A 25,720-nucleotide genomic window follows, 5' to 3' on the forward strand; every position below is an offset into this window, starting at 1 on the left:
TCGCTGTGTCTTTGTGTCGCTGCGCGCGCGGACCTGCGCGTCAGACGCGATTCCAGTCGAATGCCGCCTTGTCGCCCTTGCCGTAGACCTTCAGTGCGCCCTTGTCGCCGACGGCGTTGGGCCGCTGGAAGATCCAGTTCTGCCAGGCGGTCAGCCGGCCGAAGATGCGGGTGAACATGGTCTCCTGGCCGTTGAAGCGCAGGTTCGCTTCCATGCCGGTCAGCGCGTCGGGCGACATCGCCACGCGTTCCTCGATCGCGATGCGCAGCTCGTCCGCCCAGTCGATGTCGTCCGGGTTCGAGGTCGCCAGGCCCAGCGCGAAGGCGGCATCCGCATCGAGCGGCTGGCCGGCCCTGGCGCGCACCGCTTCGAGCGCCGGCGCCTCGTCATAGAAACGGCGGCCCAGGCGGCTCTGGCCGGTGGCCATCGGATAGAGGCCGAAGTTGGTCTCGCCGACGGTGATCTTCGGCGCGCGCGCCTCGTCGTCCGGCAGCGCCAGGTGGTAGATGCGATCGCAGGCCAGTGCCAGTTCCAGCAGCGAGCCGGCAAAGCAGGTGCCCTCGTCGACCAGGGCGAACAGGCTGCGCGAGGACACGTCGAGACGGCTGAAGGTCCGGCGCAGCAGCCCGATGGTCTCGCGCACCAGCCAGTGGTCGCGATGCGCCAGCAGCGTGGCGTCCATCTGCATCACCGCCTCGGCATCGCCGGCGGTCTTGATCAGCCAGGTGCCGATCTCCAGCTCGTTGGTGCGCATCGACAGGATCGCGTCCTCGAGCTCGCGCGCCAGCTGCAGCGGATACCAGGCCGCGCCGGCTTCGGCGATCGCGGCCGGGGTCTGCGGCTGCGGGCCGCGCGGCGCGTGGATCGTGAAGGTGGCGGTGCGCGCGGCGCGGTCGATCTGCACGTCGACATAGCCGTAGCGCAGCGCATCGGCTTCGACGGTCCGCTCCAGCGGGGTCAGCGCGATGCCGGCCGCGTCGGCGGGACGGTCGCTCTGCGCGGCCAGCGCCAGCGCGCGCTCCTGCACCTTCTGCGCGAACACGGCAGGCTTGGCGATGTCGTCGACCAGGCGCCAGTCCTTGGCACGCTGGCCGCGCACGCCTTCGGTGGTGGTGCAGAAGATGTCGGCGAGGTCGTGGCGCACATGGCGCTTGTCGGTGACGCGGGTCAGGCCGCCAGTGCCCGGCAGCACGCCCAGCAGCGGCACTTCCGGCAGGCTGACCGCCGAGGAGCGATCGTCGACCAGCAGGATCTCGTCGCAGGCCAGCGCCAGTTCATAGCCGCCGCCGGCGCAGGCGCCGTTGACCGCGGCGAGGAATTTCAGGCCGCTGTGCCGCGACGAATCCTCGATGCCGTTGCGCGTCTCGTTGGTGAACTTGCAGAAGTTGACCTTCCACGCGTGGCTGCTGACGCCCAGCATGAAGATATTGGCGCCCGAGCAGAACACCTTCTCCTTGCCGCTGGTGACCACCACGCTGCGCACTTCCGGATGTTCGAAGCGGATGCGGTTCAGTGCATCGTTCAGCTCGATGTCGACGCCGAGGTCGTAGCTGTTCAGTTTGAGCTTGTAGCCGGGACGCAGGCCGGCGTTCTCGTCGATATCGAGCACCAGCGTGGCGACGGGTCCGTCGAACTGCAGCTTCAGGTGCTTGTATTGGGAGGGGTCGGTCTGGTAGTCGACGCGGGGGACCTGGGTCACGGCATTGTCTCCTGTTCTCTGTGCTGACATCGCTGTCTGTTCAGCCTGGGCGCGTGGTGCAACGAAGCACCGCGAAGCACGATAGTGCATGGATCGGGATCCGATACCACGCATCATAGTGCATCGCTTCGCGCGACGTCAAGAATTATTGTGCATGTTAGCGAATGACTGCAATGCTGCGCTTTACTTCATACAGCGCGTGGCGATCCCGCCATTACGCGGCCTTGGCGGTGTGGCCATCCGTTAGCCGCCCGCCCGTCGTGGCCTATGGCGCCGGCGGCTTGCCGAATGCACGCCGGCGTTTTCGCAGCGCTTCCGCCGACACTCCTGCAATATAGTTCTTGACAGAGCCGACGTCGACCTCTATGGTTCGCCCATGCACAATAATGCATTAACAGCAGACGTGCAAACCGCAGACTTGAACACCGCGGACGTGCAAACCGGTTACGCCAACCGGTGACGTTCTTCCCGATCTGACGGAGCGCTTGCCGATGTCCCCCACCCTCCCACCGGCCGCCCAGGCCTTCCGCCAGCAATTGGCGCAACTGACGGCCCGCCTTGCCGGCCGTCCGCTCGATGCCGAGCTGGACGCTTGGCTCAACGCCGAATACGGCCCCGATACCGAGTCCTATCGCGCGCTGAAGGCCGCCTGCGAAACCGGCGTCGCCGAAGGCTGGCTGTGCGATCGCGAAGGCGGCGGTATCCGCTACGGCCGCATCTTCAAACCCGCCGACGACCTGCACGGCTTCTCGGTCGACGTGGTCGACATGCAGGACATCGCCGGCCCGCATCACACCCATCCCAATGGCGAGATCGACCTGATCATGCCGATCGAGGGCGAGGCCCGCTTCGACGGAAGGCCCGCCGGCTGGCTGGTGTGCCCGCCCGGCAGCGCCCATCGCCCCACGGTGTCGAACGGGCGCGCGCTGGTTCTTTATCTGCTGCCCGAAGGGCGCATCGACTTCACCCGACAGGAGGCAGCATGAGCGAATCGCTACCGAGCTATCTGGCCGGCCGCTGGCAGCATGGCAACGGCAAGGGCACGGCACTGTTCGACCCCGTGCTGGGCGACGAACTGGCGCGTGTCGATGCCACCGGGCTCGATCTGGCCGAAGGCTTCGCCTTCGCGCGCGAGCAAGGCGGCGCGGCGCTGCGGGCGCTGACCTATCGCGAACGGGCGTCGCTGCTGGGCGCCATCGTGCAGGTCCTGCAGCAACACCGCGACGCCTACTACGAGATCGCGACCGCCAACAGCGGCACGGTCAAGCGCGATTCCGCGGTCGATATCGACGGCGCGATCTTCACGCTGGGCAGCTATGCGAAGCTGGGCGAGACGCTGGGCGACCGGCGCTATCTGCTCGATGGCGAGGCGGCGCGCCTGGGCAAGGATCCCTTGTTCCAGTCGCAACACGTGCTGGTCCCCACGCGCGGCGTCGCGCTGTGCATCAACGCGTTCAACTTCCCTTCGTGGGGCCTGTGGGAGAAGGCCGCGCCGGCGCTGCTGTCGGGCGTGCCGGTGATCGTCAAGCCGGCCACCTCCACCGCCTGGCTGACGCACCGCATGGTCCGCGATGTCCTCGAGGCGGGCATCCTGCCCCCTGGCGCGCTGTCGATCGTCTGCGGCAGCGCCGACGGCCTGCTGGACGCGCTGGAGCCCTTCGACGTGGTGTCGTTCACCGGCTCGGCGCAGACGGCCGCGCAGATCCGCACGCATCCGGCCATCGCGCAGCGCTCGGTGCGCGTCAATATCGAGGCGGACAGCGTCAACTCGGCGCTGCTGCTGCCGCGCGAGGCCGGCGGCAACGATGCGCTGCCGCTGCTGGCGTCCGAGGTCGTGCGCGAGATGACGGTCAAGTCGGGACAGAAATGCACGGCGATCCGCCGCGTGCTGGTGCCCGAGTCGCTGTACGACGCCGCCGCCGAAGCCATCGTCGCGAAGCTGCGTGAAGTCACCGTCGGCAACCCGCGCAACCCGGACGTACGCATGGGGGCGCTGGTCAGCCGCGCGCAGCTCGCCACCGTGCGCGAGGGCCTCGCGCAATTGCAGGCGCAGACGCAAACCCTGCATGACGGCGCGAGCCAGGCGCTGATCGACGCCGATCCGGCCGTGGCCTGCTGCATCGGTCCGACGCTGCTCGGCACGCGCGATCCCGACGGCAATGCGCTGGTGCATCAGATCGAGGTGTTCGGCCCGGTCGCCACGCTGATGTCCTATCGGGAGCGGCAAGGCGAAGACAGCATCGACGCCGGCCATGCCTTCGAACTGGCGCGCCGCGGCGAAGGCTCGCTGGTGGCGTCGCTCTATGGCAGCGATCCGGCCGCGCTGGCCACCGCGGCGCTTCAGCTGGCCGACAGCCACGGCCGCGTCCACGTGATCTCGCCCGATGTCGCGCAGCTGCATACCGGCCACGGCAACGTGATGCCGCAATCGCTGCACGGCGGCCCCGGCCGCGCCGGCGGCGGCGAGGAACTGGGCGGCCTGCGGGCGCTGAACTTCTACCATCGCCGCAGCGCGGTGCAGGCCAGCACGGCGGTGCTCGACCGGCTGTAGGGGTCCGCTGCCAGGACCCGTTTCAAGGAGACACGCAGCACATCGCATCACCGGCAGTATTCGCAGCATTCGCAGCATCCATAGAACAGATGGGGAGACAACGCATGGCAGCCGCAACGACGACTACCGCGACCACGATCACCGCCACCGCGCCAGGCTCGGACCCGCCGCCGGTGGTCGCGCCCACCACGCCCTTCAACTTCGCCCAGCACCTGCTGGAAGCCAACGCGCACCGCGGCGACAAGACCGCCTATATCGACGACCACGGCCGCCTGCGCTACGGCGAACTGGCCGAGCGCGTGCGCCGGTTCGCGACCGCGCTGCAAGCCCTCGGCGTACGCCGCGAGGAACGCGTGCTGCTGCTGATGCACGACTGCAGCGACTGGCCGGTCTGCTTCCTCGGCGCGATCTACGCCGGCATCGTGCCGGTCGCGGTCAACACGCTGCTGACGCCCGACGACTACGCCTACATGCTGCAGCACAGCCGCGCCCGCGCGGCGCTGGTGTCGGCGGCACTGCTGCCGGTGCTGGAGCAGGCCATGGCGAAGGCGATGGGCGAAGGCGGCCATGAGGTCGACCACGTGATCGTGTCCCGCCCCAAGGGCGCCAAGCGCGATGGGAGCACCTTGCCTGCCGGCATGGTCTCGCTCGACGCGCTGATCGCCGACCATGCGCCCCAGCCGGCGGCCGCAGCCACCGGTCCCGATGACCCCGGCTTCTGGCTGTATTCGTCCGGCTCGACCGGCCGGCCCAAGGGCGTGCTGCACAGCCAGGCCAATCCCTACTGGACCGCGGAGCTCTACGCCAAGCCGATTCTCGGCCTGACCGAGGACGACGTCTGCTTCTCGGCGGCCAAGCTGTATTTCGCCTATGGCCTGGGCAACGGCCTGACCTTTCCGCTCAGCGTCGGCGCCACCGTGGTGCTGATGGCGGAGCGGCCCACGCCCGAGGCGATCTTCCGGCGCTGGCTCGACCATCGCACTACGGTGTTCTTCGGCGCGCCCACCGGCTATGCCGGCATGCTCGCCTCGCCCGCGCTGCCGGCGCGCGAACAGGTGGCGCTGCGGCTGTGCTCGTCGGCCGGCGAGGCGCTGCCGGCCGAACTGGGCCAGCGCTTCACCGCGCATTTCGGCTGCGAGATCATCGACGGCATCGGCTCGACCGAGATGCTGCATATCTATCTGTCAAATCGCCCGGGGCAGGTCCGCTACGGCACCACCGGCTGGCCAGTGCCCGGCTACAACATCGAACTGCGCGACGAGGAAGGCCGGCCGGTGCCCGACGGCGAGGTGGGCGACCTCTATATCCAGGGGCCGAGCGCGGCGCTGATGTATTGGGGCAATCGCGACAAGTCGCGCGAGACCTTCCAGGGCAGCTGGACCAAAAGCGGCGACAAGTACGTGCGCAACGCCGATGGCACCTACTGCTACGCGGGCCGCAGCGACGACATGCTGAAGGTCAGCGGCATCTACGTCTCGCCGTTCGAGGTCGAGGCCACGCTGATGCAGCATCCCGCCGTGCTGGAGGCCGCGGTGATCGGCGTCAACGACCCGCAGGGGCTGACGCGCACCAAGGCCTTTGTCGTGCTCAAACCCGGTACGCAGTGCGACGACGCCGAGCTCAAGGCCTTCGTCAAGGAACGGCTGGCGCCCTACAAGTACCCGCGCCTGATCGAGTTCGTCGACAGCCTGCCGAAGACCGCGACCGGCAAGATCCAGCGCTTCCGGCTGCGGGAGCAGGAGCAGCAGCAACAGCGACAGCGACAGCAGCCCATGGACTGCGGCCGCGACGTCGCGTCGAACGTGCTGATCTCGCCGAGTGGGCAATTGGCACTGGCGGGGCTGCAATGAGCGCGCCGGTCGAATTCGTCGAGATCGATTGGGCCGGCCGCCCGGTGCGGATCGAATATCAGCGGCTGGGCACGGAGAACGCCGGCGCCCCGCTGCTGGTCTTCCTGCACGAGGGCCTGGGATCGGTGGCGATGTGGCGCGATTTTCCGCAGCGCGTCTGCGAGGCGCTCGGGTGGCGCGGCCTGGTCTATTCGCGGCCCGGCTATGGGCGTTCGACGCCGCGGGCCGCGGACGAGGTCTGGCATCCGGATTTCATGCACCGCCAGGCGCACGAGGTATTGCCCACGCTGCTGACGGCGCTCGGCATCGACGCCGAGGCCGAACCGCCCTGGCTGCTTGGGCACAGCGATGGCGGCTCCATCGCGCTGCTGTACGCGGCGCGGTTTCCGTCGCGCGTCGCCGGGACCATCGTGCTGGCCCCGCACATCCTGGTCGAGGACCTGTCGGTCTCGAGCATCGAGAAGGCGCGCGAAGCCTATCTCAATACCGACCTGCGCCAGCGGCTGGCGCGCTATCACGACGATCCGGACTCGGCGTTCTGGGGATGGAATGGCATCTGGCTGCATCCGCCGTTCCGCCACTGGTCGATCGAGGCGGAGATCGCCAGCATTACCTGCCCGCTGCTGGCGGTGCAGGGGCTCGACGACGAGTACGGCACGCTCGAACAGATCCGCGGCATCGCGCGCCGCGTGCCGCAGACGCGCTTGCTGGAGCTCCCCGACTGCGGCCATTCGCCCCATCGCGATCAGCCCGACGCGTTGATCGCGGCGATCGTCGATTTCGTGCGCGATCCGCAGTCGACAGCGATGGCGCCGATCACGCGGTCGCCGCACGACTTGCCGCAAGAGTTGCCGCAAGAGTTGCCGCAGAACTTGCCGCAGAACTTGCCGCAATAGTCGCCGCACGCCGCCGGGAACGCCGGCGCGGCTTCCTGGCGGCGCCGTCGGCCCCGTACCCGATCGTTCACCCATCACAGAGCCGGTAGAAACCGGACTGCAAGGAGACAACCATGCGTCAAATCGACGTCCACCAGCTGGCCGACGAGGCCCGCTTCAACCGCTTCCATGGGCTCGTGCTGTTCTGGTGCGCGCTGATCATCATCTTCGACGGCTACGACCTGGCCGTGGCCGGCATCGCCCTGCCGTCGATCATGCAGTCGATGGGCGTCGACGCGACGCAGGCCGGCTTCATGGTGAGTTCCGCGCTGTTCGGCATGATGTTCGGCGCGATCTTCCTGGGCACCATCGCCGACCGCATCGGCCGGCGTTGGGCCATCGCCATCTGCATCGTGCTGTTCTCGGTCTTTACCGCCGCTGCCGGCTTCACCAGCGATCCGGTGACGTTCAGCGTCACGCGCTTCCTCGCGGGCCTGGGCATCGGCGGCGTGATGCCCAATGTCGTCGCGCAGATGACCGAGTATTCGCCGCGCAAGATCCGCGGCACCATGGTCACGCTGATGTTCAGCGGCTATTCGGTCGGCGGCATGCTGGCCGCGGTGGTCGGCAAGGGCCTGATCGAGAGCTACGGCTGGCAATCGGTGTTCCTGGCCGCTGGATTGCCGGTGCTGCTGATCCCGATGGTGATGAAGTCGCTGCCGGAGTCGATGCCCTTCCTGATCCGCTCGGGACGCCTGGACGAGGTCAAGAAGGTGCTGAGCCGGCTCGAGCCGTCCTACCGGCCGCAAGCGGACGACCGCTTTGCGCTGCCCGAGCTGAAGGCCGGCGAGGCGCCGATCGGCAAGCTGTTCCAGGACGGCCGCGGCTTCAGCACCGTGATGTTCTGGGTCGCGTTCTTCATGTGCCTGTTCATGGTTTACGCGCTGAGCTCGTGGCTGGCCAAGCTGATGGCCAGCGCCGGCTACAGCCTGGGCTCGGCGCTGACCTTCGTGCTGGTGCTGAACTTCGGCGCGATGATCGGCGCGGTCGGCGGCGGCTGGCTGGCGGACCGCTTCAATATCAAGCACGTGCTGGTCGGCATGTACGCGCTGGCGGCGGTATCCATCACCTTGCTCGGCTACCCGGTGCCGACGCCGGTGCTGTTCGTGCTGGTGGGCCTGGCCGGTGCGTCGACCATCGGCACGCAGATCGTGACGTACGCCTATGCCGGCCAGTTCTATCCGATGGCCGCGCGCGGCACCGGCATCGGCTGGGCCTCGGGCGTCGGCCGCAGCGGCGCGATCCTCGCCCCGATCGTGATCGGCATGCTGGTCGGCATGGCGCTGCCGCTGCAGCAGAACTTCGTCGCCATCGCGATTCCGGCCGTGATCGCCGCGCTGGCGGTCTCGATGATCGACCATCGGCGTTCGGCCTCGGCCAGTCACCAGGCGGCGCTGCGCGCGCCGGCGCCGTCCGTGCAGAAGTAGCGGCGCGGGGCCGCAGAGATATGCGGCCCTGAAACACGCGATCCCGAAATACCCGATCCCCAGGGCACTCCACCCTGGGGATTTTTTGCGCCCCGGATTTGTGCCGGACGCGTGCGGCGACTACTCTGGAGTTTCATCGCAAAACGGCGGCCGACATGGCGCCGTTTTCCTTTCGAGATGCCTGAAAAGGAGCCCGGCACATGACCACGCCTGTCACCCCGCCTGTCGCCTCACCGCCCACCCTTGTCCCGCACCTTTGGTACGACAAGGAGGCCGTCGAAGCGGCGCGCTTCTATGTATCGGTATTTCCGGAGTCGGCCGTCGATTTCGTCGGTCAGATCCGCAATACGCCGTCCGGCGATTGCGATCTCGTGCGGTTCACGCTATGGGGCCAGCCCTTCATGGCGATCTCGGCGGGACCGATGTTCCGCTTCAATCCGTCGATCTCCTTCTTCGTGCTGTTCGATCCGGGCCGCGATCCGCAGGCGCGCGAACGGCTGGATGCCATGTGGGACAAGCTGGTCGATGGCGGCCAGGCGCTGATGCCGCTGGACGCCTACCCCTTCAGCGCGCGCTTCGGCTGGATACAGGACCGCTACGGGCTGTCCTGGCAATTGATGCTGACCGATACGTCGAGCGAATCCCGGCCGCCGATCGTGCCGGCGCTGATGTTCACCGGCGATGCCTGCGGCAAGGCCGAGGCGGCGGGCGAGTTCTGGCGCGAGATCTTCCCGGATTCGCAGGCGGGGCAACTGGTCCGCTATGGGCCCGGCATGGAACCGAATCCGGCGGGCTCGGTGATGTTCTCCGACTTCCGGCTCGGCAATACGTGGATGGCGGCGATGGACAGCGGCTACCCGCACGGCTTCGCCTTCAACGAGGCCATCTCGTTTGTCGTGCCGTGCGAGGACCAGGCGAGCATCGACCATTACTGGTCAAAGCTCTCCGCGGTACCCGAAGCGGAGGTGTGTGGCTGGTGCAAGGATCCGTTCGGTGTCTCGTGGCAGATCGTGCCGGCGGAGATGGACACGCTGATGCGTTCCGGCGACCAGGCGGGCATCGACCGGCTGGTTCAGGCCCTGCTGCAGATGAAGAAGCTGGACGCGGCAGCGCTGCGCTCGGCCTTCGAGGGAACGGGGAGCAGCCGGCCGTAAGACGGCATGCAGGCAAGACCGCAAGGCCCACGGAACATTTGAAACATATACCGAACATGGGAAACGGGACGCCCCAAGGCCCGGAATTCCAGCGTCCTTAAAGATATAACAATAAGTCATTTGGATCAGCGATCGTGCTGGCGTAGCATTCGCCGCGCCGCCGCCCCTCCCGGCGCGCGGCGCATGCTCCCATCACGATCCCCATGTCCGTCGACCTCACCCTCTCCCCTGCCGAAGCGCAACAGGCGGCCGCCACCGCCGCTCCACCCAACAAGGCCGTCATCCGCTCCGCCGCCGATGTCTCGCAACTGGTCAACCAGGGCGGCGCCCAGGCCAGCAATGCGCGCATGGTGGTCGCGATCGCGCTGGGCGGCGTGTTCCTGGACGCCTACGACCTCGGCGCGCTGGCCTTCGGCCTGAAGGACGTCACCCGCGAATTCAACCTGACGCCGGCCGGCACGGGCATGGTCGCGTCGGCGATCACCTTCGGCGCCATCGTCGGCGCGTTCCTCGGCGGCTATTTCACCGACCGCATCGGCCGCTATCGCGTCTTCATGGCCGACATGCTGTTCTTCGTGGTGGCGGCCATCGCCTGCGCGCTGGCACCGAACGAATACGTGCTGGCCGGTGCCCGCTTCGTGATGGGCCTGGGCGTCGGCATCGACCTGCCGGTGGCGATGGCGTTCCTTGCCGAGTTCTCCAAGCTGCAGGGCCGCGGCAACAAGGCCTCGCGCGTGGCGATGTGGTGCCCCACCTGGTATGCGGCGATCTGCGTGTCGTATCTACTGGTGCTGCTGTGCTACGCGGTCCTGCCCGAGTCGCACAGCGGGCTGCTCTGGCGCATCATCCTCGGCTTCGGCGCGGTGCCGGCGCTGGTCATCATCGCGGTGCGCAGCAAGTACATGAGCGAATCGCCGGTGTGGGCCGCCAACCAGGGCGACCTTGAAGGGGCCGCGCGGATCCTGAAGCGGTCCTATGGCATCGACGCGGTGGTTGCACCCGACGCGGTGGCCAAGCCCGCCAAGCGCGCCGCGTCCTGGGGCAACTACGCGGTGCTGCTGCAGGGCGTCTATCGCAGCCGCACGGTGCTGGCGACGATCATGTCGATCGCTTCGTCGTTCGCCTACAACGCGGTCGCCTTCGGCCTGCCGGTCATCATCGCCAGCTTCCTGGCGCAGACCATGCTGAACACGATCCTGATCTCGCTGGCGCTGAACCTGCTGTTCGCCTTCGTCGGCGGACTGATCGGCGTGCGGCTGGTGCCGCGGGTCGGCGCGTGGAAGCTGACCGTGGTCGGCTACGCGTTCCAGCTGGCCGCGCTGGTCGGCCTGGCGCTGGTCGGCAAACCGGACGGGGTCAGCGAAGTGGTGGCGGCGATCGCGCTGCTGGCCGTGTTCCTGCTGGGCCAGGGCTTCGGTCCGGGCGCGCATACGATGACCTATGCCTCGCTGAGCTACCCGACCTCGCTGCGCGGCGTGGGCGTGGGCTTCAACCAGACGCTGATGCGCGCCAGCTCCACGCTGTCGCTGTTCCTGTTCCCGGTGCTGGCCGCCGCGCTGAGCACCAAGGTGTTCTGGGTCATCGCGCTGGCGCCGCTGGCCGGCCTGCTGGCGCTGCTGGCGATCCGCTGGGAGCCGGCGAACTACGACGTGGACGCCGAGGACTTCTGATCGGACTAGGGGCCGGCCACGCCGGACCAGCCTGTCGAACAATCCAGGAGGGAGAACGCGTACTGCGTTCTCCCTTTTTGCTTTGTGGGTCCTTTGTGGGTCCTTTGTGGGTCCTTTGTGGGTCCTTCGTGGTCGCCTCGACCTTTGTGGTCGCCTTGACTTATCGTTCTCGATACAGGATATTTGATCCATCTTCATTCCTGAATTGAGAACGGCGCGAGACACCGCGCCGCATCCGGATGGAACTGGCCGAACTGGAAATCTTCCGCGCCGTGGCGCAGGAGCAGAGCGTCACGCGGGCCGCCCGCGCGCTCGATCGCGTGCAATCGAACGTCACCACGCGCATCAAGCAGCTCGAGGACAGCCTCGGCGTGACGCTGTTCCAGCGCGACAGCAAGCGCATGACGCTGACCGCCGAAGGGCAAAAGCTGCTTGGTTATGCGGAGCGGCTGCTGGCGCTGGCCGAGGAAGCGCGGCAGGCGATGCGGCACGACGTGCCCACCGGCAAGCTGCGGCTCGGCACCATGGAAAGCGCCGCGGCGGCCCGCCTGCCAAAGCCGCTGGCCCGCTATCACGCAAGCTATCCGCTGGTCGACGTCGAGATCCGCACCGGCACCGCGCAGGCGCTGGCCGATGCGGTCGCCTTGCATCAGCTCGACTGCGCGATCGTCGCCCATCCTGGCACCGGATCGCCGCGCCAGCTGTCGATGGAGGACATGGCGCCCGGGCTCGAAGGCACGTTCCTGTTCACCGAGGAACTGGTGCTGGTGCTGCCGGCCAGCCATCCGCGCGTGCGCCGGCCGCAGGACGTCAGGCTGCGCACGCTCGCCGGCTTTTCGCGCGGCTGCACCTACCGCCGCTGCGCCGAGGAATGGCTGGCGCAGGCCGACGAGGCCCTGCGCCGCAACCTGACCGTGCGCGAAATGCCCTCCTATCACGCGATCCTGGCCTGCGTCAGCGCGGGCTCGGCCTTCGCCATCTTGCCCAAATCGCTGCTGGCGCTGCATGGCGACAGCGACGACTTCCACACCGTGCCGGTGCGCGCCGCGCATACCTTCCTGGTCAAGCGCGCCGGCTTCACCACCGCCGCCTACGAAGCATTGCTGCACGAGCTGCGCCAAGGCTGAGCGGCCCGATCCCGAAGGAGCATCCGATGACCCCCTCTTCCGTTGAATCTTCCGCTGAGAACGGGCTGCTGGCCCGGCTCGGCATGTCGACGCCGATCATCCAGGCCCCGATGGCGGGCGTCAGCACGCCGGCGCTGGCCGCGGCCGTTTCCAACGCCGGCGGCCTCGGCTCGCTCGGCGTCGGCGCGATGAACGCCGATGCCGCACGCCAGGCTATCCGCGACACGCGCGCGCTGACCGATCGCCCCTTCAACATCAACCTGTTCTGCCATGTGCCGGCGCAGGCCGATGCGCAGCGCGAACGCGGCTGGCTCGACTACCTGGCGCCGCGCTTCGCCGAATTCGGCGCGACCCCGCCGGCCTCGCTGCGCGAGATCTATCGCAGCTTCGTCGCCGACGAGGCCATGTACGAGATGGCGCTGCAGGAAAAGCCCGCGGTCGTCAGCTTCCACTTCGGTCTGCCGGACCAGGCATGGATCGATGCGCTGCGCGAGGCGGGTATCGTGCTGCTGGCCTCGGCGACGACGATCGCGGAAGCGCGCAAGGTGGAAGCGGCCGGCATCGATGCCGTGGTCGCGCAGGGCGTCGAGGCCGGCGGCCATCGCGGCGTGTTCGATACGCAGGGCTTCGACGAGGGCCTGGGCACGATGGCGCTGGTCCGGCTGCTGGTGCGCAAGACCGGCCTGCCGGTGATCGCGGCGGGCGGCATCATGGACGGCGCCGGCATCGCGGCCGCGCTGGCCCTGGGCGCGACAGCGGCGCAGCTCGGTACCGCGTTCGTGGCATGCCCCGAGACGGTGGCCGATGCCGCGTATCGCGAAGCGCTGCTGGCGGAGCAGACGCGTCCCACCACGCTGACGCGCGCCATCTCCGGCCGCGCCGCGCGCGGCTTCGTCAATCGCTTCACCGAACTGGGCGTCGCGGCCGATGCGCCGCCGATTCCCGATTACCCGATCACCTATGACGCCGGCAAGGCGCTGCACGCCGCCGCCAAGGCGGCCGGCAGCGCGGACTTCGCCGCGCAATGGGCGGGCCAGGCGGCACCGTTGGCGCGTTCGATGCCGGCGGCGGAACTGGTGGCGACATTGAATGCCGAGCTGGACGACGTGCTCGGGCGCCTCGGTGCCATGGCACGTGCGGGGTAACGGGACTGCACGGCGATTCCCCGGGGGACATCGGGTTGCGTTGGGGGGCGGGAGTCATCGGTGCTGGAGTTATCGGTGCTGAAGTCATCGGCGCGGGCTTAACCGGTGCGGGCATCCTTGGTGCGGGAATCGTTGGGCGCGTGAGTCATTGCTACCATTGCACGCATGTCCCTGCCGCTGCCGCCACCGCCCGCCCTGCTCGACGACACGCTGCGCACCGTAGCACGCCGGTATCGCCTGCCGGCGATCGGCGCCGTATCGGAACGGATCCACGAGGCCAGTCCGGCGACGGCGCTGGCGGTGACCATCGAGCAGGCGCGCCTCGCCCTCGCCAACGGCGAAATCCCGGGCGCCGCACTGAAACATCTGTTCGTCGAATCGCTCGCGCGCATGGTGCGGGAAGCGATCCGGCCGGATGCGGGCGACCCGGCTTTCCAGGCGATGGTCCTTCGGCATCGGGTGCCCCAGGTGCACGAGTACGCATCGCTGGCGGCCCGTGCCGAGCAGGACCGCAGGCTGGTGCTGGCTGCCGTCAACGCGGTGGCCCACCCGAACAAACCGCAGCGAGGCGCTTCGGGCCCGCAGCGTGAGGCCATGACACATCTCCACGCGGCGGCCTCGGCCTCCTCGTGGGCGGCGCTGCACGATACGGTTCGACGCCTGCTCGCCATGCCGGCGATCTCGAACGAGGTGCCGAACGCAGCGCCGAACGCAGCCCCGCTGCAGCCAGCCTTGGCGCAATTGCTGGACAGCCCCGCACTGGAACGCTTGCGCCAGCTCGAAGCGCTGAGCTCGGATGCGCAGGTCCGCCAATATCGCTCGCTATGGGACCGGCAAGGTCCTCGCTCGGGAACCGCCACCGCGACGGCGCAGGGCGCTTCCTCGCGGCAGCGCGGGGCCGCCGCCGAAGCGCTGGCCGCGCAGGCGCTGCGGGCGTTGGCACAGCGGCTCAACGACGCGGAGGGAACGTCGGCGCCTTACCGCGTGGTGACTTCGATGCGCGTGCCGGCGTCGCTGCCGGCCAGCCACGAGCGAGCCAAGACCGAATGGGATGCGGTATTGCTCAGGCAGGCCAACACGGAAGATGAGGCCGACGACGAAACACCGGCCTGGGACGTCTGCCTGCTCGTCGAAGCCAAGGCTTCCGTGGATGCCGCCACGACGGATCTCCCTCGCTTGCTGCGCGGCTTGCGCCTGCTCGCCCATGCCGAGCAACACGTCACGTATGCATTCCAGACGGAACAAGGCACCGTGCGCCTGCGTGGCGCGTCGCTGAGCGCGCTGCCGACCGACGAGGCGGGCCTCGCCAGCAAGGTCCTGTATTGCAGCGACGCGCCGGCCGAATCCCATCCACGCGTGCTGAGCGCTGCGAGCCGGATGCAGCTGCTGTCGGCACCGGCCACGCTCGAATTCGCCAGCAAGCTGATCGAAACGCAGCAGGCGGAAGCGCGGGACCTCGAGCCGGTCTGGCATCAACTGCTGGAATCGCCGCAGTGGAGCGCCGTGCTGAATCAATACCGGGCGCTGCGGCGCGTACGCGAATTGATGGTCCACGCGGACGACCTGCTGGCCGCGATCGGCGACACGGGCCAACGCGCCTGATACCTGCTGACGGCGATCGGCGACACGGATCAACGCGCCTGATACCCTGCTGGCCGCGATCGGCGACACGGGCCACCGTGCCTGATGATCGATTGGATCCCGCTGCGATAGCGGGATCCGCGCCGATCCTTATTCCGGCTGAATGCCGGCCTGCTTCACCAGCGCCGCCCAACGATCGACCTCGCCGCGCAGCCTGTCGCCCAGTTGCGCGGGCGACGAGGCCTTCAGCTCGATGCCCTGGCTATCCAGCCGCGCCTTGGTCTGAGGACTGGCCAGCGCCGCCCGCACCTCGTCCCCCAGCCGGGTAACCACGGTCGACGGCGTCCGTGCCGGTGCAACGATGGCCCACCACTGGCTGATCTGCAGCGCCGGCAGTTTCGCCTCGGCGGCGGTCGGCACATTCGGTAACGCGGCAATGCGTGCCGGTCCGGTGACCATCAGCGCCGTGATCTTGCCCGCGCCAAGCAGACTGCTGCCGCTCGCCAGCGTGGCGAAATGGCCGGCGACCAGTTGCGACGAGACATCGGTAAGCGCGGGCGCGGAGCCGCGGTAGGGCACCGCATCGATCGGGATGGTGGCCTGCGCCTCCAGCATCTTGGCCGCCAGATGGCTGATCGTGCCGTTGCCGCTCGTGGCCAGTTGCAGCGGTTTGCCCTGTTTGCGCGCATCGGCAAGGAAGCGCTGAGCCTCCCCGGGCCGATAGCGGGTGCTATCCGCGAACAGCACCAGCGGCGATTCGCCGAGCAACGAGACGGGCGTGAAATCGCGCAGCAGATCGTATGGCATCTGGCGGAACACCGACGGCGCCACCGTATGGGCCAGTTCGATGACGCCCAAGGTGTAGCCGTCCGGGGCCGCCTTTGCCACGGCCTCGGCGCCGATGCGGCCCGAGGCCCCTGCCCGGTTCTCGACGACCACGGGGCTGGCCCATCGATTCGCTCATCCGCTGCGCCACGGCGCGCGCCAGCGCATCGGTGCTGCCGCCCGCGGCCCAGGGCACGACGAGGCGAATGGGTTTTTCCGGATAGGCCGACATTGCCGCGGGGGCATGGGCGGTGAGGCAGATTGCGAGGGAGGCGAGCAGATAGGGCAGCGTCATGGGAACACTCCAGCCTGTATGAGGGTCAGCCTTGCGCGGGGTCGCGATCGCCCCGTGCCGTCAACATCAGAAGAACCGATTGCGATGCATCGATGCGCCCATCGGCGCGCAGCATTTGCGCCGCGGCGAGCCCTGCCCCGGCGCACAGCTCGACCCAGAATCCTGCCGAGGCCAGCGCTGCGGTGCCGGCGCGGGCGGCATCGTCACCCACGACCACCGCGCCGCCGCCAGAGCGCGTCACCGCGAGGACCTGCTGCGCGGTCACCGTCGATCCCGCCGTGGAGAACTGCTGCGTGGCGCCATAGAAATCGCCTTGCTGCGGCTCGCCGGCCAGCACGCGCCACAGCCGCGGAAACGGCTCGACCGCCCAGAGCTGCGGCACGCGGGCCAGCCGCCGTGCCGCCACCAGATCGCGCAGCGCGCTATAGATGCCCCACAGCAGGTCCCCGCGCGCGGTCGGCACGATGACATGGTCCGGCTCGCAACCCTGGTGCACCCATTCGAGTGCCGCAGCGCGATAGCCCTCCACGCCGAACACCGGGCTGCCCACCGCGGGAATGCTGTAGTTGGTCAGCGGGAACGCGCCATCGTCGCGGACGCGTTGGCGCACATGCTGCCACCGCGCATGGCCGGTCTCGCAAACGATACGTTTCGCGCCGTAGTAGCGCAGCGCCGCATCGAAGATCGGCGGCAGGTCCCGATAGGTCGCCACCTCGCACGCCAGGCCGGCCGCCGCGCAATAGGCCGCGGCGGATACCGCCGCGTTGCCGCTGGAGGCCAGCACCACTTCGCTCGCGCCGATCGCCAGCGCGCGGCTCACGGCCTGGGCCGACATGCGGTCCTTGTGCGAACCGGTCGGGTTCGCGCCCTCGTTCTTGATCCATACCGAGGCGACGCCAGCCAGCTCGGCGAGCGCCGGCACCGGAAGACAAGGCGTGTCGCCCTCGCCCAGCGTCACGCCGTTCAGATACGGCAGGCAGTGCCCCCAGCGATAACCTGCGCTTTTTGGTGCAAAATCGAAGGCTCGCGCGTCGTAGACCGCTTCGACACTGCTGGGTCGGCCCCGGCTGTGACAAGCCGGGCAGCCTTCCGGAAGATCGGAAACGGGATAGATCGCCTCGCAACTGATGCATTGCAGCGCGTGCAGTGCCGGGTTGAGAGTCGGGTTGATGGCCGAAAGCGGCTTCGATGAACGGTCGAGAGGCATGGCGAAAGACGACGATTGCATGAGGCGAAGTCTACGGCCCGGCACGCCGTTGCGATCAAAGCCATTGCAGCTTTTCAATAAGACGAACTTATAGGCTCCCTATGAAAGAGGCGGCAACAGGCGCTGGCGAACCGTCCATCAGCGCCCGGCAGATCGAGGTATTCCGCATGGTCATGCGCCTCGGCTCCGCGCGCCGCGCCGCCGAGGCACTGCATATCAGCCAGCCGGCGGTGACGCAGATCGTCCTGCAACTGGAGAAGATTGCGCAGCTGCGCCTGTTCGACCGCAGCAAGGGCCGCATGGTCCCGACCGCCGAGGCCGCCGCGCTGATGGACGAAGTCGAACGCGTCTATATCGGCCTCGACGCCGTGCAGCGCAAGATCGACCTGCTTCGCCAGCACGAGGACACCATGCTGCGCGTCGGCGCGCTGCACGCCATGGCCGCCAGCGTGATGCCGATGGCGGTGGCGAGCTTCTCCCACAGCTATCCGCGCAGCCATTGCCGATTGGAGGTAGACAGCTCGCGCGCGCTGCGCGAACGCCTGCTGCAACGCGAGCTCGATCTGGCCTTCATGGGCGACGAGGTCGACACCAGCGGCCTGACCGCCTCGGAGTTCTATGCCGTGCCGGCGGTCTGCATCGTGCCCGCGACGCATCCATTCGCCGCTCGCGCCAAAGTCGGCGTCGCGGACCTGGCCGACGCCCCGCTGATCGGCCTCGACGCCGCGGACCCGGCCCAACGACAACTGGAAGCCGCCTTTGCCGAGCGCCAGATCGCGCCACGCTTCGTCGCAACGACGCCGTACAGCCATACGCAATGCGCGCTGGTGCTGGCCGGCGCGGGTCTCGCAATCACCAATCCGCTTGTCGCACGGACCTATCTGGCGCTTGGGCTCCGCAGTATTCCGTTCGCCGGCGCGGTCCGATTCCGGGCGATCCTGGCGTTTCACCCGGGGCGCGGCCAGTCATCGGCGGCCCAGCATTTCGTCAGTCTTTGCCGGCAGGGGGTCAGGGATTTGGTGCAGCGATAGGCTTAGCTTCGGCTGCGGGGTCGGCTTCGGGCTCGTGGCAAACGACTTCGATGTTGTGGCCGTCCGGGCCGATGACGAAGGCTGCGTAGTAGTTAGGGTGGTAGTGCGGGCGGAGACCGGGGGCGCCGTTGTCTTTGGCGCCTGCCTGGAGCGCTGCGCGATAGAAGGCTTCGACTTGTTGGCGTGTTTCGGCTTTGAATGCGAGGTGGAGATGCGCTGGTTTTTTTTTGTTGGTTTGGAAGAGGCAGAGGGAGGGCTGGCCTGGAGGGCAAATTTCGACGCCGTAGGACGGTGAGCGGTCCGAGGCTACGGCTACGCGGAAGGGTTCGAGGGCTCTTACGAAGAAGGCTTTGCTGGCGGCGTAGCTGATGACGCCGAGTTTTATGTAGTCGAATCGGCGGCACGGACACGAAAAACGTGAACTCTGACTTGCCGAAATCCTCATACTGCAACGCTCTCATTTCCCTCTATGGACACGGCCGGCGAAATGATGCCGCTCCGCAGATCGCCGGCATCCATTCTTGCAAATTTCACCAGCCCTTTCCACTATTAAATCACCCAATTTAAACCGGCATATTTTCGAAATCTTCGCCTTACGGTACTGTTACCAATTGAGGGATCTGAATATACTGCCTGGTGTTGCAACTCCAACGTAGCGCGGAATAACCAGCGATAAGCCGGTGCCCAACCCATCGAGGGTCGGTCAAAGGAGTTTGATTTGGCTTGTTAGCCAGCAACAACCTGCCCATCAGCTCGATCCACTCTATCTCAGTAATAAGAGTAGCGGCATATCCGTGAAAGGAGCGCCCACTGTCGAACCACAGTATGCTATCTACAATCTTCTGACCAAGAAATTCCTTAAGCTTAGGCAACTGCGCACGGCTCCGCGTTGCAAAATCTACCATTGGAATATGTAGCGTCTTCCCTTCCAAAATTACATTGGAATGAAGCGCCAGCTCCACTTTGGGAGGCAACCCCGCGAGCACCGACTCAAGCCAAGCGTAGGTTACTTCTGATATCTTCACACTGAATGATTGCCGTTTATCGTCGATACTCTGTGGCTGGTATTCGTACACACTAAAAGTGCACGACACTGCGTCGCCATAGTGTTGCCTAAGCTGCTTCAGTACCAATAGCGGATGGGCATCAAAGTTCATCCATTTCCCTCACCAACTCGAATTCCGGAAAGCAATTGGAAAGTCTTCAACGCAAAATTATCCGTCATTCCACAGATATAGTCTAAAATCAAATGAGCACGAGCATGCCATTCTGCGATTGCCTCGGTATTTCCGTGAGGGATCGCTCGATATGCTCGCAGTGCGGCGTCTGGCAGCATGTGGGCGAGTCGCATTTCCAAATCGAGATGATGCCGCTTACAGAACTCCACGTCATCCTCAAGAACTGCTTTCGCCTGTTCAGCCGGTAGCCGCAAAATGCGTGCAAAATTCTCCAGAAGCCCATAGACAACGGCATTCCCTGCGAGCTCGACGTGCTCAGCTTCCGGAGAACTGTATACTCGTCGTGCGACGTTTTTTCGAATGGCGGAGAATAGCCGCTCGAGTGCGCATTTTGGCTCGATGAGTTCAACATGTTCTCCCGCACAGATTGCGTCATGATGCTCGACAAATCGCTGGGCGACGTGCTGAACTGCATGATTGAAAACTCGCGTTCTAACCTGGACAAATTTTGACAGCCTACCGTCCTCCAAGGAGGCAAGCAAGGACTGCAGTTCTGCGTTTAACGGGTCCGTACCAACTGTCTCGGCCGCGGTGCTATGAACGGCGCAAATGAATTCATCGAAGGTGATTAATCGCTTTTCAATCCCATCCTCGATATCGCTGAGGCAGTATGCGATATCATCAGCTGCTTCCATCAACGCCGCCAGCGGGAATCGCTGCCACGCTCCAAGCGAAAACACAGCACGGATTTTATCGACAATATCCGCTTCTGTGTTGAAATAACCCGGTTTTTTGCATATTCTCAGTTCGCCATTAACATCTTGAGGTAGCGTTACATATTTTAGGTAGCTAGCAAGTTGACTAAAAGTCAGATTCAATCCGGTCGTGCCATCCTCCCCTTGAAGCCGGGTGATAATTCGAAAACCCTGTGCGTTGCCATCGAACCGGAGAAAATCCTGGTATTCGCCGTCAAAGTAAGCTTCCTTCTCCGATAAACCTGTAGCCTCACAAAAAGCCTTTCGCCCCGCACCACCAAACCAAGCACGAATAGCGGCTTCGCCGAAATGCCCGAATGGCGGGTTCCCAATGTCGTGCAGAAGGCACGCATTCTCCACCAAGGTAACGAATGCCGATTGACGGTCCAGGAGGCCAATCTCACTCAGCTTACTACCCTTCTCGAACCGGGAAAGCACCTCTTGCGCAATGTAGCGTCCGATGTGTGCGACTTCCAGCGAATGGGTCAAGCGGCTGCGGACAGCTGCATTCCCCTCAAGGGAAAAAACTTGTGCCTTGTTTTGCAACCGACGAAATGGACTTGAGAACAGAATCCGTCCACGGTCGCTCTCTATCGCCTGGTTTACGCTGGCGAATGTTCGACTACTTTGTTGTGCCCGTTCCTCGGTAATCCAGCGGGAATATGTCATTCTAGTTTCTCTTGTTTTAGTCTGGAGTGGCAATTGTAACGGATTGCATCCGCCGCTCCAATACAATCCCCCGGTAGCTATCGATCTTTTTTTGACAGCGCTCGGTGTGCCATGATAATGGCTCCGCAACCTCAGCCAATAGCAGTTTTCCATAGCGTCTGCTTTCGCATCCCTCGATATCGCGGTAACGGGACCTTGAATATCACGCAGGAGGAGGCAGTGTTGGGGCAGTCCCTACCCATGCAGCATCATGATCGCCCAGCCAATCCGAGTACCGCAATGCAAATACTTTTAGACGCGGACGCTTGCCCGGCTGTCGTTAAGGAGATGCTGTATCGCACAGCCCAATGAGTCGAAGTGGGAATCACGTTGGCGCCCAAGCAGTACACGCGCACGCCACCTTCCCGCCAAGCAGGTGATAAAGGTTCGCACCTCAGACATCGAGCACCAGGCCTACACCATATTCGCAGCAGGATGGCAAGGCGCTCGCCGGTCAATTGGATCGATCCCTGGCACGCGACCACCTAGCCCCCTCTGACGTGCACGTGTCATAAGGAGAATGCCCCGATAAACGGTGCACCAGCCGAACTCCGATCGTTGACCAACAATCTTGATGGCCGAATTGCTGCAATGCTAGGCAAGCAATGTCGATGCATTAGCCAGCGAAAGCTGTCATACGCGACTTGAATGCCATCGCGACGAGGTGATCATGCACGACCTGGTCCGGATTTGAGAAAGAATGATTCTCTTGCGGCAGAGCCGATAACAGGATCTGACTTAGGTGAACGTGAGCCTCCGACAGCCGATGGGCTCGTACATCACAGCACGACGAGCGACTTGTCGTCCCGTGACCTTCATCCCGCCGTCAGCGTCAGTCCATAGCCGGACGGCGAGCACCAGTCGACTCATGGAGGGAGGCCACTCCTCAGCCATCAAACTGCATACTGCTGCTTTGTTTAATGGCCTCCGCGACGTCTGGTCAGCCAGCGTAAGCACCATCGCACGCTCCTCGACCCTGTCGGAAGGCGCTGATCGTGCACGACCGGATCCGGTCGAAGCCGCAATCTTTGACCGTGAACAGGCGGAAATCCCCACCGCTCCCGCACGCGACTGAAGACAGCTCACGCCGGTCGACGCAATGCCGACCACGATCAGCGTATCGATACCTCGCGCGGATAGTGCGGCTAGCAGTTCGTAAGCCTTTGTTGGCCGGTGATCAGAGTGATTTGGTGCAGCGGTAGCTTCAAGCTCGGGGCAAACCAGTTCAATATTGCGCCCGTCCGGACCGATGATGAACGATGCGTATTAGTTGGCGTGGTAGTCCTGGCGTAGCCACCGGCGCGATGCCGTGCGATAAATGGGCTTCGACTTGTTGTCCTGTGTCGGTCCTGAACGCCAACTGAAGATGAGCTGGATTCTTGTTGGTTTGGAACAGGCATAGGGGAGGCTAGCCTGGTCGGCAAACCTCAACGCCGGACGACGGTGACCCTCAGAGGCTATGGCTTCGGCTACGCCGAGCGCTCTAGTGCCTTCAGGAAGGACGCCCTGCTCGCGGCATAGTAGGTGGCGCCGAAATTTTACGTGTCGAGCATGGGGGCTCTCCCGAAGAAGGTGGGGTTGCGTGATGACCAGTAAGAAGGCCCGGCAATGCCGGGCCTTGCTTCTTTCGCGCTGCTCCGATTATTCCTGGTCCACGCCATACCACGCGTCACGCAGCGGCCCGACCCGGACGTTCTCGAAATCGGCGGACGCCTGCAACCACTTTTCGACCGCTTCGCGCTGCTCGGCGCTTACCGAACCGCGAGCGGCGTTCAGCAGAACATAGGCGGACAACTGGTAATCGTCGATGGCGCCCGCCATCAGCAGTCCGTTGGCCTCGATGGCCCCTTGCAGGAACCGATCAAGCAGCGCCTCAGGATCGCCCTGGCGCGCCGACTCGGAGACATCGGCCATCACCTCGAACGCCAGCTCCTGATACTCACCGATATGGAGCTTCTTGCGTTGGCGGTGGTTGTAGCGGCGGGAAGACTTCATGGGGATTCCTTTGATGCTTCATGAGAAAGGCGCAATTGTGCCAGCGTTCGCGGCCTCGTTCCCGTCCATCCTCCGAAGTTTTCACCGAACCTACCCCGATTGAGTCGCCCGAGTCTCAGGCAAGCAATGCCAAGGCGTCAGCCAGCGAAAGCACCGTCGTACGGGATTCAAACGCTGTCGAGAAGAGATGATCGTGCACGACCTGATCCGGGTCGTAGCAGCAATCCTTGACCGTGAACAGGCGGAAATCCGCATCGCTCCCGTACGCGACCGAAGACAGCATCACGCCGGTCGACGCAATACCAACCATGATCAGCGTATCGATACCTTGCGCGGACAGCCGTACCTGCAGGTCAGTACCGAAGAACACGGAGGCACGGTGGGCGATGATGATCGGTTCGTCGGCACGCCGGCCGAGCTCCGGCGAAATCTGGTCCTCTACGAAAAGACCGAGTTTCTTGACGCCCTGCCCGTTCTTGTTCAACGGACTGACTTCCCGATAGCCGGGACTGAAATGGAACTTCGCGAAATAGACGCTGACGCCGTTGGCTCGCGCAGCATCGCACAGCTTGCGCGTATTTCCGAGCAAAGTAGGCGCGACCGAGGGGAACAACGCAAGAATGTCGGTCTGATAGTGCATGACCAACAGAGCGGTTTTTGCGGGAATGATTGCCGGAATCTGCATGGTCATGTCGCGCGCATCTATGGCGCGTTCCTTGTCTTCGTTGACGATCTGCTGAATCAAACCGGGGCGCTGGCACAACGATGCACTCTACCATCGCCATCATCAGCCGAAATTCGGCAGCGTTTCCCCGGCCCGCAGCGTCAGGACTCGCACGCCGTTTCGCGTGACAGCGACCGTGTGCTCGAATTGCGCGGACAGCTGGCCATCGCGCGTCACCACCGTCCAGCCATCGTCTTCGGTCCGCACGGCGTGCCCGCCTTGGTTAATCATCGGCTCGATGGTGAACACCATGCCTTCGCGCAGTTCCAACCCTGTTCGCGGCCTTCCCCAGTGCAGGACTTCGGGCGGCTCGTGCATTTCACGCCCGATGCCATGCCCGCAATATTCCCTGACGACCGAATAGCCATGCTTCCGCGCGTGCTGCTCGATCGCGTACCCGACATCACCAAGCCTGGCGCCAGGGCGAACAGTCTGGATGCCTTTCCACATGGCTTCGTAGGTGACCTGCACGAGCCGCTTGGCCAGTGGTGACACCTCGCCAACAAGATACGTTTTACTGGAATCGGCGATATAGCCGTTCTTCTCCAACGTGATATCGAAGTTGACGATATCCCCGTTCTGCAGGATGTCCGACGTTGATGGAACGCCGTGGCAGACCACGTTGTTGCGAGAAGAGTTCAGCGCGTACGCATATCCGTACTGCCCTTTGCTTGCCGGGCGCGCTTGCAGCTCGTTGACGATGAAGCTGTCGACCAGGTCGTTGACCTGCATGGTCGACATGCCGATCAGGTTCAGGCCGTCCAGATAGGCAAACACCTGCGCCAGCAACCTGCCCGACTCCGCCAGAATCGCGATTTCTTCCGGCCGCTTTCTCATGTCGAAGCGACCTTGATGCCTTGCGACACCACACCAGCCGCCCGCAATTCCCCCGCCACGATCTCATTGAAACTCTGCGTGGGATTCATTTCGCACAGCATGCCGATCTTGATCCAGAACGCCGCTTGCGCATTGATCGACCGACATGACACGGCGCTTGCCTTGCGGATTTGATCGTGCAGATCGTCGTCGATATTGACTATGCCCATTGCGGTATCTCTATATGGTCCATATACGAATCATATACGCAAGTCGATTTGCTGCGCAAGGGAAGATTCGCCTGCTGCGCATGCCACAATCTTCGCCAGCCAACACAAAAACGGAGTAGACGCGATGAGTGCCACGACCATGGGCATCGACCACATTGGCCTTACCGTTGCAAACCTCGAAGCCTCGACGCGCTTCTTTACGGAATGCCTGGGGTGGCGCGTATTCGGCAGCGACCCTGCCTACCCCGCTACGTACGTCACCGACGGCACAGCCAAGATCACGCTGTGGCAGGTCGCGGATACAACCGCGTTCGCGGCCTTCGATCGGAAGAACGCTGTCGGCCTTCACCACCTTGCATTGAAAGTTCCGGACCGGTCATCACTCGACGGCCTCTTCGAACGGGTGCGCGCTTATCCCGGCGTTCAGGTGGAGTTCGCACCTGAGCCATCCGGCAACGGTCCGAAGTGGCATGCGATGGTGATGGAACCGGGTGGTGCGAGACTTGAGCTCAGTTTCGATCCGCGATAGAAGGCCATTTCAGCAATACGAGCGCAGGCGAAACACAGGGAGAAGTAGTAGACGCTGGAGCCACACAGCTTTCTTTGCCAAGGAACGAGAGCAGGCATGGAAGTCTCGATGGACACGACCGTTACGTTGCGTCACGCACATCTCGTCATGCTGGACTTCCTTTAACATGAATGAGCACTCGATTGGCGATTTTTCTATGCGGGCTACTTAGTGGGTAAGCGCTGTGGAACCAAACAAACGGCCGTGGGGACTCCTATGGATGCTTGCCGCATTCTAGAACGGCTCCAG

Annotated in this window: 21 protein-coding genes and 2 pseudogenes; 13 read left to right on the top strand and 10 right to left on the bottom strand. The window is 64.8% G+C overall.

What is annotated here, in order from left to right; genetic code table 11:
• Positions 1–40: 40 nt before the first annotated feature.
• Entirely contained in the window at positions 41–1,699 is a 1,659-nt protein-coding gene (boxC, locus tag F1599_RS05150) for a 2,3-epoxybenzoyl-CoA dihydrolase (RefSeq protein WP_150082398.1), read from the bottom strand.
• Between the two features lie 491 nt (positions 1,700–2,190).
• Here boxC and F1599_RS05155 point away from each other — a divergent pair, with 491 nt between their 5' ends.
• The 10 genes from F1599_RS05155 (at position 2,191) to F1599_RS05200 (ending at position 15,160) form a co-directional block, all read left to right on the top strand.
• On the top strand, positions 2,191–2,685 hold the full coding sequence (locus F1599_RS05155; RefSeq protein ID WP_149319935.1) for a DUF4863 family protein: 495 nt from the start codon (positions 2,191–2,193) through the stop codon (positions 2,683–2,685).
• Positions 2,682–4,250 (top strand): 3,4-dehydroadipyl-CoA semialdehyde dehydrogenase, encoded by a 1,569-nt coding sequence (locus tag F1599_RS05160; protein ID WP_149319934.1) that lies wholly within the window; start codon positions 2,682–2,684, stop codon positions 4,248–4,250. The genes F1599_RS05155 and F1599_RS05160 overlap by 4 nt, the downstream gene beginning before the upstream one ends.
• Positions 4,251–4,354: 104 nt before the next feature.
• Positions 4,355–6,100 (top strand): benzoate-CoA ligase family protein, encoded by a 1,746-nt coding sequence (locus F1599_RS05165; RefSeq protein WP_223819473.1) that lies wholly within the window; start codon positions 4,355–4,357, stop codon positions 6,098–6,100.
• Positions 6,097–6,996 carry an alpha/beta fold hydrolase gene (locus F1599_RS05170; protein ID WP_223819474.1) on the top strand — a complete coding sequence of 300 codons (900 nt, stop codon included), beginning with the start codon at positions 6,097–6,099 and terminating at the stop codon, positions 6,994–6,996. The genes F1599_RS05165 and F1599_RS05170 overlap by 4 nt, the downstream gene beginning before the upstream one ends.
• Before the next feature lie 113 nt (positions 6,997–7,109).
• On the top strand, positions 7,110–8,462 hold the full coding sequence (locus F1599_RS05175) for an MFS transporter (RefSeq protein ID WP_150082399.1): 1,353 nt from the start codon (positions 7,110–7,112) through the stop codon (positions 8,460–8,462).
• Between the two features lie 200 nt (positions 8,463–8,662).
• Positions 8,663–9,616 (top strand): VOC family protein, encoded by a 954-nt coding sequence (locus F1599_RS05180; protein ID WP_150082400.1) that lies wholly within the window; start codon positions 8,663–8,665, stop codon positions 9,614–9,616.
• Positions 9,617–9,819: 203 nt separating this feature from the next.
• A complete protein-coding gene (locus F1599_RS05185) occupies positions 9,820–11,286 on the top strand; it encodes an MFS transporter (RefSeq protein WP_150082401.1) in 1,467 nt (488 codons plus the stop codon).
• A 239-nt stretch (positions 11,287–11,525) separates the two neighbouring features.
• On the top strand, positions 11,526–12,413 hold the full coding sequence (locus F1599_RS05190; RefSeq protein ID WP_150082402.1) for a LysR family transcriptional regulator: 888 nt from the start codon (positions 11,526–11,528) through the stop codon (positions 12,411–12,413).
• A 26-nt stretch (positions 12,414–12,439) separates the two neighbouring features.
• Complete coding sequence (locus tag F1599_RS05195; RefSeq protein ID WP_150082403.1) at positions 12,440–13,558, top strand: NAD(P)H-dependent flavin oxidoreductase; 1,119 nt, start codon at positions 12,440–12,442, stop codon at positions 13,556–13,558.
• Positions 13,559–13,723: 165 nt separating this feature from the next.
• Entirely contained in the window at positions 13,724–15,160 is a 1,437-nt protein-coding gene (locus F1599_RS05200; RefSeq protein ID WP_395894922.1) for a 3-deoxy-D-arabino-heptulosonate 7-phosphate synthase, read from the top strand.
• Between the two features lie 129 nt (positions 15,161–15,289).
• On the opposite strand, the pseudogene F1599_RS05205 reads toward F1599_RS05200, so the two are convergent.
• Positions 15,290–16,259, bottom strand: a pseudogene (locus F1599_RS05205) (tripartite tricarboxylate transporter substrate binding protein).
• A 25-nt stretch (positions 16,260–16,284) separates the two neighbouring features.
• The gene (locus tag F1599_RS05210; protein ID WP_223819476.1) at positions 16,285–17,217 is read right to left on the bottom strand and encodes a pyridoxal-phosphate dependent enzyme; all 933 of its coding nucleotides are present in this window, start codon (positions 17,215–17,217) and stop codon (positions 16,285–16,287) included.
• Between the two features lie 350 nt (positions 17,218–17,567).
• On the opposite strand from F1599_RS05210, the gene F1599_RS05215 reads away from it, so the two are divergent.
• Positions 17,568–18,497 carry a LysR family transcriptional regulator gene (locus F1599_RS05215; protein WP_150082404.1) on the top strand — a complete coding sequence of 310 codons (930 nt, stop codon included), beginning with the start codon at positions 17,568–17,570 and terminating at the stop codon, positions 18,495–18,497.
• Here the strand turns inward: F1599_RS05215 and F1599_RS05220 are convergent.
• From F1599_RS05220 to dgt, 3 genes are all read right to left on the bottom strand, one after another.
• Entirely contained in the window at positions 18,475–18,942 is a 468-nt protein-coding gene (locus F1599_RS05220) for a VOC family protein (RefSeq protein ID WP_150082405.1), read from the bottom strand. The two genes, F1599_RS05215 and F1599_RS05220, sit on opposite strands and share 23 nt — an antisense overlap.
• 148 nt (positions 18,943–19,090) lie before the next feature.
• A complete protein-coding gene (locus tag F1599_RS05225; RefSeq protein WP_150082406.1) occupies positions 19,091–19,654 on the bottom strand; it encodes a primase 1D-like protein in 564 nt (187 codons plus the stop codon).
• Positions 19,651–21,099 (bottom strand): dGTPase, encoded by a 1,449-nt coding sequence (gene dgt / locus F1599_RS05230; RefSeq protein WP_190286308.1) that lies wholly within the window; start codon positions 21,097–21,099, stop codon positions 19,651–19,653. Before dgt ends, F1599_RS05225 begins: the two co-directional genes overlap by 4 nt.
• Before the next feature lie 279 nt (positions 21,100–21,378).
• Here dgt and F1599_RS26660 point away from each other — a divergent pair.
• A pseudogene (locus F1599_RS26660) lies at positions 21,379–21,447 on the top strand (YaiI/YqxD family protein); the annotation flags it as partial.
• A gap of 1,332 nt (positions 21,448–22,779) precedes the next feature.
• Here the strand turns inward: F1599_RS26660 and F1599_RS05245 are convergent.
• The 4 genes from F1599_RS05245 to F1599_RS05260 form a co-directional block, all read right to left on the bottom strand.
• Positions 22,780–23,133 carry a YggL 50S ribosome-binding family protein gene (locus F1599_RS05245; RefSeq protein ID WP_150082408.1) on the bottom strand — a complete coding sequence of 118 codons (354 nt, stop codon included), beginning with the start codon at positions 23,131–23,133 and terminating at the stop codon, positions 22,780–22,782.
• 115 nt (positions 23,134–23,248) lie between these two features.
• Positions 23,249–23,818: an isochorismatase family cysteine hydrolase gene (locus F1599_RS05250; RefSeq protein WP_150082447.1), complete on the bottom strand. Its 570-nt coding sequence runs from the start codon at positions 23,816–23,818 to the stop codon at positions 23,249–23,251.
• Positions 23,819–23,920: 102 nt separating this feature from the next.
• Positions 23,921–24,694, bottom strand: coding sequence for a type I methionyl aminopeptidase (gene map, locus F1599_RS05255; RefSeq protein ID WP_150082409.1), 774 nt, complete (start codon positions 24,692–24,694; stop codon positions 23,921–23,923).
• On the bottom strand, positions 24,691–24,903 hold the full coding sequence (locus F1599_RS05260) for a ParD-like family protein (protein ID WP_150082410.1): 213 nt from the start codon (positions 24,901–24,903) through the stop codon (positions 24,691–24,693). Before F1599_RS05260 ends, map begins: the two co-directional genes overlap by 4 nt.
• A 124-nt stretch (positions 24,904–25,027) precedes the next feature.
• Here F1599_RS05260 and F1599_RS05265 point away from each other — a divergent pair, with 124 nt between their 5' ends.
• On the top strand, positions 25,028–25,432 hold the full coding sequence (locus F1599_RS05265; RefSeq protein ID WP_150082411.1) for a VOC family protein: 405 nt from the start codon (positions 25,028–25,030) through the stop codon (positions 25,430–25,432).
• Positions 25,433–25,720 lie beyond the last annotated feature (288 nt).

Origin of the sequence: Cupriavidus cauae (genome assembly GCF_008632125.1) — a bacterium.
Lineage (GTDB): Bacteria > Pseudomonadota > Gammaproteobacteria > Burkholderiales > Burkholderiaceae > Cupriavidus > Cupriavidus cauae.